13 protein-coding genes are annotated in these 15,006 nt (G+C 67.8%); 7 read left to right on the forward strand and 6 right to left on the reverse strand.

All coding sequences use genetic code 11. From position 1 onward, the window contains the following. Window positions 1–403: 403 nt before the first annotated feature. Genes D7W79_RS25990 through D7W79_RS26005 form a run of 4 tightly spaced genes read right to left on the reverse strand, consistent with a single transcriptional unit; the run spans window position 404 to window position 3,809 of the window. Entirely contained in the window at window positions 404–1,255 is an 852-nt protein-coding gene (locus D7W79_RS25990) for an ATP-grasp domain-containing protein (protein WP_120528099.1), read from the reverse strand. Window positions 1,256–1,297: 42 nt separating this feature from the next. Beyond that, complete coding sequence (locus D7W79_RS25995; protein ID WP_120528089.1) at window positions 1,298–2,248, reverse strand: DMT family transporter; 951 nt, start codon at window positions 2,246–2,248, stop codon at window positions 1,298–1,300. Continuing rightward, window positions 2,221–3,246: a tRNA epoxyqueuosine(34) reductase QueG gene (gene queG / locus D7W79_RS26000; protein WP_120528090.1), complete on the reverse strand. Its 1,026-nt coding sequence runs from the start codon at window positions 3,244–3,246 to the stop codon at window positions 2,221–2,223. Before queG ends, D7W79_RS25995 begins: the two co-directional genes overlap by 28 nt. Window positions 3,247–3,248: 2 nt before the next feature. Next, on the reverse strand, window positions 3,249–3,809 hold the full coding sequence (locus D7W79_RS26005; RefSeq protein WP_120528091.1) for a cob(I)yrinic acid a,c-diamide adenosyltransferase: 561 nt from the start codon (window positions 3,807–3,809) through the stop codon (window positions 3,249–3,251). 103 nt (window positions 3,810–3,912) lie between these two features. Here D7W79_RS26005 and D7W79_RS26010 point away from each other — a divergent pair, with 103 nt between their 5' ends. The 6 genes from D7W79_RS26010 (at window position 3,913) to D7W79_RS43305 (ending at window position 10,678) form a co-directional block, all read left to right on the forward strand. Continuing rightward, a complete protein-coding gene (locus D7W79_RS26010) occupies window positions 3,913–4,707 on the forward strand; it encodes a thymidylate synthase (protein ID WP_120528092.1) in 795 nt (264 codons plus the stop codon). Continuing rightward, complete coding sequence (locus D7W79_RS26015) at window positions 4,704–5,195, forward strand: dihydrofolate reductase (RefSeq protein ID WP_120528093.1); 492 nt, start codon at window positions 4,704–4,706, stop codon at window positions 5,193–5,195. The genes D7W79_RS26010 and D7W79_RS26015 overlap by 4 nt, the downstream gene beginning before the upstream one ends. Before the next feature lie 63 nt (window positions 5,196–5,258). Beyond that, window positions 5,259–5,492 (forward strand): hypothetical protein, encoded by a 234-nt coding sequence (locus D7W79_RS26020; RefSeq protein ID WP_120528094.1) that lies wholly within the window; start codon window positions 5,259–5,261, stop codon window positions 5,490–5,492. A 122-nt stretch (window positions 5,493–5,614) separates the two neighbouring features. Beyond that, window positions 5,615–7,495, forward strand: coding sequence for a cytochrome c/FTR1 family iron permease (locus D7W79_RS26025; RefSeq protein ID WP_120528095.1), 1,881 nt, complete (start codon window positions 5,615–5,617; stop codon window positions 7,493–7,495). Window positions 7,496–7,506: 11 nt separating this feature from the next. After that, window positions 7,507–8,244, forward strand: a complete 738-nt coding sequence (locus D7W79_RS26030; protein WP_120528096.1) for a GlsB/YeaQ/YmgE family stress response membrane protein — start codon at window positions 7,507–7,509, stop codon at window positions 8,242–8,244. 157 nt (window positions 8,245–8,401) lie between these two features. Beyond that, window positions 8,402–10,678, forward strand: a complete 2,277-nt coding sequence (locus D7W79_RS43305) for an ATP-binding protein (protein WP_147442050.1) — start codon at window positions 8,402–8,404, stop codon at window positions 10,676–10,678. Window positions 10,679–10,823: 145 nt separating this feature from the next. Here the strand turns inward: D7W79_RS43305 and D7W79_RS26035 are convergent, their stop codons facing one another. Together D7W79_RS26035 and D7W79_RS26040 are read right to left on the reverse strand one after the other, a co-directional pair. Next, a complete protein-coding gene (locus D7W79_RS26035) occupies window positions 10,824–12,350 on the reverse strand; it encodes an MBL fold metallo-hydrolase (RefSeq protein WP_120528097.1) in 1,527 nt (508 codons plus the stop codon). 17 nt (window positions 12,351–12,367) lie between these two features. Continuing rightward, window positions 12,368–13,666 (reverse strand): HD domain-containing protein, encoded by a 1,299-nt coding sequence (locus tag D7W79_RS26040; RefSeq protein WP_120528100.1) that lies wholly within the window; start codon window positions 13,664–13,666, stop codon window positions 12,368–12,370. Window positions 13,667–13,834: 168 nt separating this feature from the next. On the opposite strand from D7W79_RS26040, the gene D7W79_RS26045 reads away from it, so the two are divergent. Beyond that, window positions 13,835–14,935 carry a D-alanine--D-alanine ligase family protein gene (locus D7W79_RS26045; RefSeq protein ID WP_120528098.1) on the forward strand — a complete coding sequence of 367 codons (1,101 nt, stop codon included), beginning with the start codon at window positions 13,835–13,837 and terminating at the stop codon, window positions 14,933–14,935. The last annotated feature ends 71 nt before the right edge of the window (window positions 14,936–15,006 follow it).

The raw sequence follows: 15,006 nt of genomic DNA on the forward strand, positions 1-15,006 counted from the left end.
CCGGCGGGACTGCGGGACGCCGCGACCCGCCGCGCCGCCGCGTCCCGCAGTCCCGCCGGAGCCCAAGAAGGACATCTCCGACTGGGACCCCAACGGCGACTGAGGCAGGGCCGTCAGCCCGCGGGTCCGCCCCGGGCGCCTCCCGCCCGGCGCAGTCCCAACCGGTCCGACTGTCGGACCAGTTCGTGCGGCTCGGCTGGCGCGGACGCCCCTGACCGCGGTCTTCCCAACCTGTCCGACTGTCGGACCAGTTCGTGCGGCTCGGCTAGCGCGGACGCCCCTGACCGCGGTCTTCCCAACCTGTCCGACTGGCCAATAGGTTTCCGCTGCCAGGCTGGAGCGGACTCCCCCGGCCGCGCTCCTCCAAACTGGTCCGACTGTCGGACAGGTTCGTGCGGGGCGCTCAGCCCGCGCGGCTCCGCTCCACGTCCAGGACGCGCTGCCAGAGCGCGAAGGGCGACACGCCGACGTAGCCGCTCTCCTGGCCGTCGTTGCACTCGATGACGACCCACCGCCCGGACACCTCCTGGGCCACGTCGACGACGAGGAACGGCAGCGCCACCCGGCGCGCCGCCTCTCCCGCGAGCGCGAGCGCGTCCCACTCCTCCTGCGGCGTCAGCGTGTACGGCGTCCCCTGCCACCAGTAGGGCCCGAAGCCCACCAGCTGCTGCCTCCACCAGAAGGTGCGGAACTCGAACGAGCGAGGCAGCGCATCCGCGCCCTGCGTGTCGTCCACGCGCCGCAGGGGCCGCAGCTCGCGGCACACCACCTGCTGCCAGTGCAGGATGGCGTCTTGCGCGTAGGCCTCCATCGCCTGACGGAAGGCGTCCGGCCCTTCGATGATGGAGAGGGACCTGCGATGGCGGCTCGTCTGCCGCGCGCCCTTGAGGAACACCGGCCAGCCCAGCCGCTCCTCCACCGTGCGCGCATCCGGCGGCGTGTCGAACCAGACGCTGCGAGGCGTCAGGTCCTCCAGCAGCGGATACCAGTGCGGCAGCTCCGTCGCGAGCAGGTGCTGCTCCGGCGAATGCACCAGCCGCACACCCTGCGCCTCCAGCTCCCGGTAGCGCTCCGCGTAGTCGGGCCACGCTCCCGCGCGAGCGATGACCTCGATGGGCGTGTCGGGCAGCGCGTAGGGCCGCCGGCAGGCGAAGAACCGATCAAAGGCGAAGTCGTAGACGCCCTTCCCCGTCGCCGCGGTGAGCAGCCACAGGCGGTCCTCGACCTTCAGCAGATCCTCCCCGGGACGCAGCATGAACGGCAGCCTGCGACCGCCGCCCTTCACGGGTCAACGCCTTCAGCCCGCGCGCACCACCACCGGCGCGGCCTTCACCGGCGCGCCCTGCGTCAGCCGCACGCCCACGAGCACCAGCGCGCCGCCCAGCGCCAGCTCCCAGTGCAGCGCTTCATCCAGGAAGAGCCACGCCACCAGCGCCGTCACCGCCGGCTGCAGGTTGGAGAAGATGGCCACGCGCGACGCGGGCACCTTCGACAGCGCGTAGGACCAGAGCAGGTACGCCACCACCGACGTCATCAGCCCCACGTACACGATGGACGCCTTCGCGGCGGCACTGGAGGCCCACACCGCCGCGGGCTCCAGCACGAACGGCACGAGCGGCAACTGCAACACCGTGGCGACCGTCATCGTCCAGGCCGTCGCACGCAGCGGCCCATGCTCGGAGGCCAGGGGCTTTCCTTCCGTCGTGTAGACCACCCACGCCACCACCGCCGCGAGGATGAGCAGATCCCCCTGCAGCGTGCCCCGCGCGCTCGCGAGCCCCCGGCCCAGCAGCAGCACCACCACGCCCACCAGCGCCGTGAAGATGCCCGCCGTCGTCCGCGTGGAGGCCCGCTCCCGGCCCAGCACCAGGCTGGCCACGTACACCCCCAGCGGCGTGAGCGCGTAGAACAGCGCCGCGTGCGCCGCCGTGGAGCGCGACAGGCCGGAGAAGAACAGCGTCTGGTTCACCGGCCCGCCCATCAACCCGAGTAGCACCACGCGCGGCCACGCGTGGCGCGGCGGCAGCTTCCGCCCCGGCGTCACCGCGAGCAGCACCACGAACGCGGTGCCGCACACGAGGAAGCGCCACAGCACCACCGTGAACGGCGACAGCTCCGTCATCGACCGCTTGGCGGCCAGGTACGTGCCCGCGCTGATCAGCACCTGCATCGCCAGCGCCGCGTACACCCGCCCGAGCGGCGGCGTCGCGGAAGGAGGCGTCACGGCTCCAGTTGCAGAAGCGCCCATCGTGCGGCGCTGCGTACCAGCTCACTGTCGTCGCCGCTGAGTTTTTCGAGCAACGGCCGCGCGTGCGCCTGCCGTGCGACGCCCAGTGCATAGACAGCGTTGCGCCTCAAACCGTCGTACCGCGCGCGCGCCAGCGCCGTGCCGGGGATGAGCTCCTTGTATTGCTCGGGGGTGAGCGCCGCCAGCTCCAGCGTGCCCAGCGACGCCACCGCGCGGGGCACGAAGCGGTCGTCCTCCGCGAACACCGGCTTGCGGTTCAGCGGGCACACCTGCTGGCAGATGTCGCAGCCGAAGATGAGGTTGTCGAACTTGAGCCGGAACGCCTCCGGCACGTCGCGGTCGCGGTTCTCGATGGTCTGGTACGACAGGCACGCCCTCGCATCCACCTGCCGGTTCCCCACCAGCGCGCCCGTGGGACACGCCATGAGACACCGCCGGCAGGAACCACAGCGGTCCGCCACCGGCCCCTCCGGATACGCGTCCACCTCGGCGTCCAGGATGAGCGTGGCCAGCAGCACCCAGGAGCCGTGCGACTCCGTGATGAGGCAGCCGTTCTTGCCCACATAGCCCAGGCCTCCGCGCGCGGCCCACACCTTCTCCATCATGGGCCCGCTGTCCACGCCGCCGTAGGTGCCCAGCCCCGGGTACCAGGCGTTGAGCGTCTTGCGGAACGCCTTCATCCGGTCGCGCAGCGTGGAGTGGTAGTCGCGGCCTCGTGCGTACCGCGCGATGGGCGAGCCCTGCGCCGGCGCGTCGTCCCGCCAGTAGTTGTTCGCGAAGGACAGCACCGTGCGCGCGCCCGGCAGCAGCACCGACACATCGAGCCGCTCCTCCGCGCGCGACCCCATCCAGTCCATGTCCGCGTCGTAGCCGGCCTCCAGCCACGACATCAGCGACGACGGCGGGATGGGCTCCGCGCGCGCGAAGCCGATGAGGTCGAAGCCCACGTCCTGGGCGAGCTGCCTCAAGCGGGCAGTGGGCAGTTGCGTCGCGTACACGGCTACTTCGTCGGCTTCTCGGGGATCCACTTCACGTCCGGCAGACCGGCGCGGAAGTTCACCAGCCGGGCGACGACGAAGAGCAGGTCCGACAGGCGGTTCAGGTACATGGCCACCGCGGGCGGGGCCTTGTCCTCACGAAGGAGCGTCACGACCCGGCGCTCGGCGCGGCGGCACACCGTGCGCGACAGGTGCAGCGCCGCGGCCGCGGGCGCGCCTCCGGGGAGGATGAAGTGCGTCATCTTCGGCAGCTCCTCCTCGTAGCGGTCGATGTGGCGCTCCATCTCCTCCACCCACTCCGGGTGCAGCTCCGGGATGTGGGCCGCTGCCTTGGTGTGCGGCGGCGTGGCCAGCACCGCGCCCACCGTGAAGAGCTGGTCCTGGATGCGCTGGAGCAGGTGGTCCAGGTCCGCCGGCAGCGGGGAGGTGCGCGCGAGGCCCAGCGTGGCGTTGAGTTCGTCCACCTCGCCGTACGCGTCCACCAGCGCGTCGTCCTTCGCCACGCGGCCGCCGCCGAACAGGCCTGTCTCTCCCGCATCGCCGGTCTTCGTATAGATCTTCATGGCAGCCCTTTTTATAGCGATGCAACAGATGCACCGCCGTGCGGAGGTGACCCGCGATCAATATTTTGATCACCCGTTCCACCCCGCCTAAGGAAAAAGCCCCATGCGGCCATACCTGAGTCTGATGGAGCACGTCCTGAACCACGGGACGAAGAAGGGCGACCGGACCGGCACGGGGACGCTGAGCCTCTTCGGCCACCAGCTCCGCTTCGACCTCAGCCAGGGCTTCCCCCTGGTGACGACGAAGAAGCTCCACCTGAAGTCCATCATCCACGAGCTGTTGTGGATGCTCCGGGGGGACTCGAACGTGCGCTCGCTCCAGGAGGTGGGGGTCACCATCTGGGACGAGTGGGCCAGCGCCGACGGCAGCCTGGGCCCCGTGTACGGCCACCAGTGGCGTTCGTGGAACACGCCGGATGGCGGCCACGTGGACCAGATGAAGCAGCTGGTGGACGGATTGAAGAAGAACCCGGACTCGCGCCGGCACCTGGTGAGCGCGTGGAACGTGGCGGACGTTCCCTCCATGAAGCTGCCGCCCTGCCACGTGATGTTCCAGTTCTACGTGGCCGAAGGAAAGCTCTCCTGCCAGCTCTACCAGCGCAGCGCGGACATCTTCCTGGGGCTGCCCTTCAACATCGCGTCGTACTCGCTGCTGACGCTGATGGTGGCGCAGGCCACGGGCCTCACCGCGCACGAGTTCATCCACACCATCGGTGACGCGCACCTGTACCTGAACCACGTGGAGCAGGCGCAGGAGCAGCTGAAGCGCGAGCCGCGCCCCCTGCCGCGCATGCGCCTGAACCCGGACGTGAAGGACCTGTTCGCCTTCCGCTACGAGGACTTCACGCTGGAGGGCTACGACCCGCACCCCGCCATCAAGGCGCCCGTGGCCGTATGAGCCCGCGCGTGTCCGCCATCGTCGCCATGGCGGCGAACCGAGTCATCGGCCAGGGCAACACCCTGCCCTGGCGCCTGCCGCAGGACCTGGCGCGCTTCAAGCGCCTGACGATGGGCCACACCCTGGTCATGGGCCGCAAGACGTACGACTCCATCGGGAGGCCCCTGCCCGGCCGCACCACCGTGGTCCTCACCCGCCAGCGCGACTGGGCCGCCCCGGAAGGCGTCCGCGTGGCCCACACCGTGGACCAGGCGCTGGCGCAGGCCGGGGGCGACAGCGAGGTCTTCATCGCCGGGGGCGCGGACCTCTACGCGCAGACGCAAGGCCTGTGGCACCGGCTCTACCTCACCCGTATCGAGCGGGACTTCCCCGGCGACGCCCTCTTCCCCCCCGTGGACCTCACCACCGGATGGAGGCAGGTGGAGGAGGAACGGCACCCGGAAGGCGACCTGCCCTTCGGTTTCTTCACCTACGAGCGTCAGGGCTAGCCCCTATTCCGGGAGATGCCGGGACGACCTATCGTGCGGGCTCCTCACACCGAAGGAGCGTGCATGCGTCGTCATCTGATTCGTGGGCTGGGGCTGTTCGCGGTGCTGGGCCTCGCGGCCTGTGGCGGGGCCGTCGAGGACGGAACGGGCATGGAGCCCGGCACCCAGGAGCAGGAGCTGCGGCAGTGCCCGGAGAGCGGTGTCTGTGCTCCCGGCGAGGTCTGCTACTACGGCCCGGGCGGCCCCTGCTACCCGTGCAAGACGTTCCCGCAGTACTGCGGCGTCGACCTGCCCTGAGTCATCCCCGGGAACACCCGGAGTGTTGACCCCGCGCCCCCTTCGGTTCCGGAGGGGGGCGCCATTAATTGATCTTGATTCGCAGAATTGAACGCGCGGGGGACGGTTGGTAGAAGGCGGACGTGAAACACGCCGCCGCCCTCTCGCTGTGCCTGCTGCTCGCGCTGTCCTCTTCCGCCCGGGCCGAAGCGCCGGCGTCCGACGAGGGGCGCACCTGGCACCGGCTGGTGGGCATCCTCCAGTACCTCCAGGCGGACTACCCGGCGGCGGTGGCGTCGAAGTCGGAGTTCGAGCTGACGGAGCAGAAGAGCTTCGCGGCGGAGGCGCTGGCGGCGGCGAAGGACCTGGGCCCGGCGGCGGCCACGTTCGTGCCGCGCGTGGAGGCCATCCAGGCGCGCGTCAACGAGGCGAAGGACCCGGAGGGCGTCAGCCGCGACTGCGGAGAGCTGGTGGAGAGCCTGGTGCTGGCGGGGGGCCTGGCGCGCAGCCCTCGCGTGGCGCCGGACCTGGAGCACGGCAAGAAGCTGTTCCAGGCCAACTGTTCGGCGTGCCACGGCGTGGAGGGCAAGGCGGACGTGTCCATCGCGGCCACCATGGAGCCGCAGCCGGCCAGCTTCCACGACCCGGAGCTGATGGAGGACGGCCTGACGCCCTACAAGGCGTTCAACACCACCAGCTTCGGCGTGCCCGGCACCGCGATGCCGGCCTACCCCACGCTCACCGAGGACGACCGCTGGTCGCTGGCCTTCTTCGTCTTCACGCTGCGCCAGCCGCCGTGCCAGGGCGAGCCGCCCAACGCGTCGCTGGAGCGGCTGGCCACGTCCACGGACGCGGAGCTGGCGAAGGCGTTCGGCGCGGACAAGGTGGCGTGCCTGCGCCGGAACATGCCGGACACGGACGAGGAGAAGGTGCTGCTCAACGCGCGCGCCGCGGTGGGCCACGCGCTGCGCCTGGGCGCGGACGGCGACTACGCGGCGGCGAAGACGGCGCTCCTGGACGCGTACCTCAACGGCCTGGAGCCGGTGGAGCCCAAGCTGCGCGGGCGCGACCCGGTGCTCACCCAGAAGCTGGAGGAGGCCTTCCTCCAGGCGCGGCTCGCCGCCGAGCACAAGAGCCCGCACCTTCAGGATGAAGGGCGTGAGCTGCTGTCGCTCCTGGACCAGGCGCGCAAGTCCACCGGCAGCACCACGGACGTGCTGTCCGTGGCGTGGCTCACGCTGCTCATCCTGCTGCGCGAGGGCTTCGAGGCGACCATCATCGTCACGGCGCTGCTGGCGGCGCTCAAGAAGATGAAGGCCATGGACCAGGTGCGCGTGGTGCACGCGGGCGTGGTGTCCGCGCTCATCGCGGGTGCCCTCGCGTACATCGTGGGGCGCAAGCTGCTGGCGGGCGCGCAGCGCGAGTGGCTGGAGGGCATCACCGCGCTCGTGGCGGTGGGCATGCTGCTGTACGCGGCGCTGTGGCTCAACGCGCGCGCCAACGTGAGCCACTTCATGGGGGAGCTGCGCCAGAAGATGCAGGGCGCGCTGGGCCGGGGCAGCACGGTGGGCCTGTTCGTCATCGCGTTCACGTCCGTGCTGCGCGAGAGCTTCGAGACGGCCATCTTCCTCCAGGGCCTGGCGGTGGACTCCGCGGCGGGCGTGGTCTGGGGCGTGGTGGCGGGCATCGTGGCGCTGGCGGTGCTGGTGCTCTTCATCAACCGCATGGGCTACCGGCTGCCCATGAAGACGCTCTTCAACCTCTCCACGGTGGTGATGGTGGTGACGGCGGTGATGCTGCTGGGCAAGGGCATCCACTCGCTGCAGGAGGTGGGCGCGCTGCCGCTGGTGCCGGTGCGCTTCCTCTACGTGGACATGCTGGGCCTGTACCCGGACGCGCTGTCGCTGGTGCCGCAGGCGCTGCTGGCCGTGGCGCCGCTCGTCTACCGGGCCCTGCGCCGCCGGCCCCGCGTGGAGACACCCGCCTCCGGGGACGGGGCGACGCCGACGCCGCCCTTGCGGTAGCGTGGGCCCTGGTGAAGCTCCCCCGTCTGTTCCCACTCCTCGCCCTGCTGCTCGTGTCGGGCCTGGCCTCCGCCCAGGAGGCCCCCGCCGAGCCGGCCCAGGCTCCCGCCGGGAGCCTCACGCCGCCACCGCTGGTGGGCGCGCCGGTCGAGGACGTGCCGCCGCCCCCGGAGGTCCCCCTGGAAGCGGCGGCCCCCACGCGCCCTTCCGTCTCGCCGGAAGCCCTGCCGTCGGTGAAGGCCGCGCCCGCGAAGGACCCCGTGCCGCGCGTGGCGGTGGAGGTGCTGGGCGGCGCGGCGGGCGGCGTGGTGGGCGCGACCATCCTGGGCTCGGTGGGCTACCTGCTGGGCTCCGCCACGGTGGGCTGTGACGAGTGCCTGGTGATGGCCGTCGCGGGCGCCGCGGCGGGAGGCATCATCGGCATCCCGGTGGGCACGTACGCCGGCGGCCGGTTCATGGGCGGACGCGGACGCGTGGGCCCCACGGTGGCCGGGAGCATGGTGGGCTGGGGCGCGACGTTCCTGGCGCTCACGCTGGTGAACAGCGGAGGCACCGAAGCGCCCCCGGCCGTCAACGCGGCCCTCTTCATCCTGCCGGTGGTGGGCGCGAGCGCGGGCTTCGAGTTGTCCCACGGCAAGGTCTGGCGCCTGGAGGTCGAGGCGCGGGCCTCCACGCCCTCCGTGAGCCTGATGCCCGTGGCCACCTACAGCAGCAAGGGCCCGCACCTGGGCCTGATGGGCAGCTTCTGAAATCGAAGCACCGCAAACAGCTCAAGTCACAACAACGCACAGCGGCATGCACTACAGCCTGATCGCAGACGCCTGCCTAGACAGAAACTCCAAGCAGAAGCATAGTAAATAACCCCAAACGCATAAGCGCACTACAAACCGAGCACACTAAACCATCATGACCAACCTTGGCCTTTGCTACGAAGGAATTCAGAGAATTTATAGAAACACAATTGTTCGCCACATCCGCAGCAAATTCACAAACAACTTCCCAACGAACTATCTCGAAAAGCTACGGCATCCATTCCAGAAGGAGTGGGCAGGAATAAAGGCCGCCGCCGAAGAGTCGAGAATTACCGGGGAATTGAATTCTCCTCTTGTTGACGAGTTCGATCTACTGGGCGTCAATCATTTCTTCAATATATTTGATTCACACTTTGAACTACTGACTCCCGCTACGTCGACCCAGCCTGCTGACCCTAAAGCCAAGCGGGCGATGCTTCAATGGATTAAAAACATCAAGTCACTTCGCGACCCGCTTTCGCATCCCGCGGAGAGTGACTTTCCCTTCGAAGATGCTTTTGTTCTGCTCGACTGTGCACGCCGAGTACTACAGCAACTCTCATTTCGAGCTGAAGCCGAAACGATCACACAGCTTACCAAGCAACTCAGCGGCCGAACGGCGACGTCTGACGTAGAAACTAAGCGGCCACTGGAGGACCGCCTTCCACCTCGCGAAACGATTGTTGTCGACTTCGTTGGGCGGGCCAAGGAACTGGACGAGCTTAGAAAATGGTTCGACGATCCTCTAAGTCGACGGTGGGTATTGGTTGGGGATGGAGGCAAAGGAAAGTCTGCATTGGCGTACGCCTTTGCAGAAGAAATCAAGCAAGAAGCTCCGGAACCATTCCAGCTAGTCATCTGGATGAGCGCGAAGCTCAAGCGCTTTCAAGAGGGCCAAGTACAGAAGATTGACGAGCCTGACTTCTCAAACCTGGATAGCGCTCTTTCGCGAATCCTCGCGCTTTATGGATGGAGCGAATTCGCAACGCATCCCCTAGAGAGCAAGCGCACCCAATGCCTTGAGCTACTCAACACATTTCCGGCATTAATAGTGGTAGATGACATCGATAGCCTCGAGGGCTCAGGGGAAGATGCAATAGAATTCTTCACACTACTGCTTCCTCAGACCAAGTCGAAGGCGCTGCTCACTTCACGAAGAGCAATTCTCGGAACAGGTCACACCGTCACTACTGTTACCGGCCTCGGGAAAGAGGACGCAGAGCATTTTATTCGCTCCCGCTATCAACTCATGGGACTTGATAGCAAGGCTCTCACGTCGAAAACCGTATCTGACATCATCAGCGCCACCGAATCCTCCCCACTCTACATGGAGGATTTAATCCGACTGGCATCAATCATGCCTTTGCCCCAGGCTATTGGGGAATGGCGTTCCCGTTCTGGCGATGAAGCCCGGAAGTACGCCCTCGGGCGCGAACTGGATAAACTCTCGTCACGAGCCAAAGAGACTCTAGTTGCCGCATGCATTGGGCGCCATGCAGTCTCTTTCCTGGAGCTTCAAAACCTCACAGGCATGACCAACGAAGCACTCGGCAATTCCATCGCAGAGCTTCAAAGACTTTTCCTCGTCCCCAAGCCCACAGTAATCGACGGGGAATCGAGATACGAAGTCAACATCAACACGCGTTCACTCGTCAAAGCATCATTTGATCAAACCGACATGTGGCGCAGAGTTGAGCGGGCCTCGGTAGTACTCTCCGGCCAACTCCCACAGCCGTATGGCCGCGCCGAGGTACAAGACGCGATACGCCAAGCAGTGTTGCTAGTTCGTGGAAATGAGCAGGAGAAGGCCGAAACCCTGCTGAGGCGAGTTCTAGAAAAGCACCCCAACGAGCCAGGCCTAATCGGCTTTCTAGGCTGGGTGTATAAAACATGGGACCCGCGTAGAATTACCGACGCGCGCGAAACCTTCCTGCGCGCATACCAGCTCAAGTGGCGGAATGAAGAGATGTATAAGCATTGGGTGCTCATGGAGAACAGCGAGCACGAATGGACGAAGGCAGCTGAGGCGGCTGAGAAGGGGCTGAAATTGCTCCCGACAAGCACGCTACTGCGTGTTCTCGCAGGACAGGCGCGGAGTCGTCTCGGCAAAGAGCTAGCAGGCGGATTGCACCGAGAACGAGCAACAGAAGAGCGCATCAAAGCAAAGGAGCATCTGGAAGATGCCCTTAGCCGGCTAGACAGACTAGATCCCAACAAGAGCGTGCTTTTAGCTGATGCCTATCGCTCACTAGCGCTAACTTACGAAGCACTCGGCACCACAGATAAGATTCCTGGGCTTCTTTCTGAGTGGCGGCAACGATTTCCAGGAGACGTCAATCTCTTGCAAGACTGCGACCGAATCGCCAGGAAATTCCACCTACCACTACAGTAAGTGACTCCCTCTCAAGTCCGCCAGTCTAGCTCAGGAGAGTCAGGCTACGTAGGAGTACGCATTGGCAGCCATACGGGACTTCTGTTCCAAGCTGCCAAATCCAGCCCATTGTTTCAAGTCCAGCCCATTATTGAGCTGGTTTGCGCTATTCCCCCACGCGGAACCAGGTGAAGGAGTCCTCGCGCACGCGCCCTTCGGCCACCAGCTTCTCCAGTGACGCCAGGGCGCTGCGCTCCGCCACCGGGTGCAGGATGGGCGGCGTGTCCGCGTAGGCCGTGGCCACCACCTCCGCCAGCGTCGCGCCCGTCGCGGGCACCGCCTCCAGGATGAGGGCCTCGCGCTGGGCGCGGTGGCGCAGGTACTCGTTCAGCTTGCCCGGGCCGTCTGGCACCGGCGAGCCGTGCGCGGGGTACAGCGTGGTGACCGGCCAGTCGCGCAGCCGCTTCAGCTGCTCCAGGTAGTCCACCATGTTGCCTTCGGGCGGGTCGATGACGATGGAGCCCACGCTGGCCACCATGTCGCCCACGATGGCCGACTTGCTGCGCGAGTCCACCAGGCACACGTGACCGCGCGCGTGCCCCGGCGTGTGCAGCACGTGCCAGCGCTGCACCATGGGGCCGTCGAGGTTGAGCACCTCGCCGTCCTCCAGGAGCCGCTCCACCGGGAAGTCCAGCCGGTCCGCCGTGCGCGCATGGCACCAGAGCGGAATGCCCAGCCGCTCCTTCACCGCGAACGCTCCGCCCACGTGGTCGCCGTGATGATGCGTGAGCACCACCGCCACCGGACGGGCGCCCTCCGCCTTCAGGCCCGCCACCAGCGACAGGAGCTTCGCGTACTGCTTCACGTCGGAGGACCCCGGGTCCACGATGAGCAGGTCGCCCGTGCCCAGCACGTACGCGTTCGTGTGCGTCGCCGGCGGCAGCGTGGGCGTCTCCAGCGCCACCACCCGCACGCCGCGCTGGAACTCGATGCGCTGGGCCACGTAGCCCGGGCAGTACGGCGGCGTGCACAGCTTCGCGCGCGCGTCGGATTCATCCGTGAACTCCGACAGCACCTGCAGCGCGTGCTGCGCGGGCGGATGGAGCAGCGCCGTGCCGTCGCTCCAGCGCGACAGCCCGTCCTCCGGGCGGATCCACGCCCCTTCCGTCAGCTCGCCGGGGATGATGCTCGCGGCGGCGCCCTGCGGCAGCTCCACCAGGTAGAAGCGCGTGTCGAAGCGAACAGGGATGGCCGGCGGCGTCACCCAGCGCCCCGCGGGCTTGAGGTCCTCCGCGCGCAGCGACAGCGTGTGGCGCACCAGCCACTCGCTCCACTTCACCGTGCCCGCGAGCAGCGCCGCCCTCCCCTCCTCCAGCGTCTGGGGCGACAGCGCGCGCGCCCCTTCCGCCACCAGCACGCCCGCCTCCTCGAACAGCTCGCGCGCCGCGGCGGAGCGCAGCGCGGCCTCTTCGCCTTGCGCGCCCTGCACGGGCACGTCGTGGTCGTCCTTGTCCAGCTTGCCGCCGGGGAAGGCTTGGAAGCCGCCCGCGAAGGTGAGCGCGCGCTCGCGCTTCACCCAGAACACCTCCACGCCCGTATGCGCGCGGCGGTAGAGGATGACCACCGAGGAGGGCCGGGGCTCCACGGGGGTGTGGGGCCCGAAGAGGCCCATGCCGGGAAGGGGCTCGCTCATGGTTGCACCGTCGTCCTTCAGGATTCCGTCGTCTGGCCGAGCAGCCGGCCCATCATCTCGCGCGCCCGCTCCGCCTGGTCCGGCCGGACGTAGAGCCGCGTCAGTCGCACCGCGCCACTGTAGCGCTGGTAGAGCGGCGTGTAGCGCGCCACCTCCGTCAGCCGCCCCGTGGACACGTCCAGGATGAACAGACCCGGGTTGCCGCTGCCCCCGGAGGCCCCCACGTACTTGCTGAGCGCCCCCTTGGACTGCACGGTGTAGTGCTCGAAGCCGCCGCTGGTGAGCGCGCTGTTGAGCACCTCCAGGTCGTAGCCCGTGTCGCGCTCCGTGAACTGCGCCAGCAGCTTGAAGCCCTGCCGCCGGCTGATGCGCTCCGCCCACCGGTTCTTCGACCGGCGCAGCGTGTACCAGAGCGCCGCGTCGTCACAGAGCAGGAAGGCCTCCGGGTCGTGGGGAATCTCGAACTCGCCGGGCGTCTCCTCGTAGTACCGGCGCAGCATGTGGTCGAAGTTCACCGACGTGTGGTGCAGGTACACCGACACGAACATGTGGTAGCGGCTGAGCAGGAAGTCCTCGAACGCGAACGCCGCCGCGCGCGACAGGGCCAGCACCGCGCGTCCGTCCTTCACCGCCGGGTTCAGGTTGGAGACGATCCAATCCATGTCGTACCGGCCGTAGTTCACGCCCGTGTAGAACGAGTCGCGCAACAGATAGTCCATCCGGTCCGCGTCCAGTTCGCCGGAGACGATGGCGCGCAACAGCGGCGTCCAGTCCACGCCCTTGTGGGTGAAGCCCGGGTCCTTGGGCGGCTTCGCGCCGGTGATCAGCGCCACCGCCGCCATGGGGGTGATGCCTCGCGGGCCGAACTCGCGATGGATGATCTCCGTGAGCGAGCTGTCCAGGAGCAGCTTCGCCGTGTAGTCCTCGTGGGTCGCCTGCTCCCCTTCCGCCACGGAGTCCAGCCAGCCGGGCAGCCGCAGCAGCGACCGCCGGGGCGCGATGCGCTCGGACGCGTGGGAGAAGGGCATGTGCCCCAGGTCGTGGCAGAGCACCGCCAGGCGCACGGCGGTGCAGAAATGTTCACGCACATCGTCCGGCAGGTCGGACCGGCTGGCCACGGCGTTGAAGACGCGCGAGGCGACGAACATGGCGCCCAGGCTGTGGGCATGGCGGGTGTGGGTCGCGCCGGGGAAGGCCAGGTCCCCGAAGCCCAGCTGCCGCACGTAGCGCAGGCGCTGGTAGAAGCGGCTGTCGATGACGGCCTTCTCCGGGTCGCTCACCGGGATGACGCCGTGGATGGGGTCGCGAATCCGCATGTCGTCCTTGCCGGGCCCCTGCTCACCCAAGAAGCCCGGAACTGCTCCTACAGGTCACCCACCGTAGCGCATACCCTGGCAGGCGGTAGCCCTGTGAGGGGCCGACCGGCCACCACGTCACAGGCTGGGAAGGTCCCTGGGGACGTGCTAACCCTCGGGTCACTCCGAATGCACATCATCCTGCTGCACAATCGTGACCACGACCTCCTCGAGGACGACCCCGGGCGCGAAGCCCGCGAGGACGTGGTCCGGGTGGCCGAGAGCCTGGCCCACGCGCTGAGCCGGGACGGCGTGAACGCCGAGCCGCTCGCCATCGAAGGCGACAAGCTGGACTTCATGGAGGCCCTGCGCTTCCTCCAGCCCGACCTCGTGGTGAACCTCTGTGAGTCGCTGGCCGCCGACAGCCGCGGAGAGATGGCCGTCCCCTGCCTCCTGGACGCGCTGGGCCTGCCGTATACCGGCTCGTCCGCCCTGTCGCTGGGGCTGGCGCTGCACAAGCCCAAGGCCAAGGACATCCTGCGCGCCCACGGCGTCTCCACGCCCGCCTCCTTCCTCGTGAAGAAGCGCGAGGACGCACTGGCGGTGGACCTGCCGTGGCCGCTCATCGTGAAGCCCGCGCGCGAGGACGCCAGCGTGGGCATGGACTTCGACTCCGTGGTGACGGAGCGCTCGGCGCTCGTGCGGGCGTGCGAGTCCGTGCTGCGCACCTTCCACCAGCCCGCGCTCGTGGAGCAGTTCATCGCGGGACGCGAGGTGTACGTGCCGCTGTTGGGCAACAGCCCCCGCCAGCCGTTGCCGCTCACGGAGATCCACTTCGGCCGCGCGTTCGACAACCGGCCGAACATCGTGTCGTACCGGGCCAAGTGGGAGGCGGAGTCACCGGAGTACCGGGACTCGCCCACGGGGCCCTGCCGGCTCGACGCAGTGCAGGAAGCGCGTTGCATCCAGACGGCGCTGGAAGCATTTGCAGCGCTGGATTGCCAGGACTATGGACGCGTGGACCTTCGGGTGTCGCCCGAGGGTGTGCCGTACGTTATCGACATCAACCCCAACTGCGACCTCCACCCGGGCGCGGGGTTCGCGAAGGCGGCGCAGGCCGCCGGCATGGACTACGCGACCCTGGCCTCGCGACTCGTGGAGGTCGCTCTCGAAAGAGCCCATGGAAATCCGCACACTCGAAAGAAAGGACCGGGAGCCGCTCGCCGCGCTGATCCGGCGAATCGAAACCTTCTCGCAGGAGGAGCAGGACTGCGCCATCGAGCTGGTTGACACCGCGCTCACGGCGGGCAACCGCGACTACACCATCCTGGTGGCGGACCGCGGGCAGGACGGGGGCGGGC

Origin of the sequence: Corallococcus exercitus, from assembly GCF_003611585.1 — a bacterium.
Taxonomy (GTDB): Bacteria; Myxococcota; Myxococcia; order Myxococcales; family Myxococcaceae; genus Corallococcus; species Corallococcus exercitus.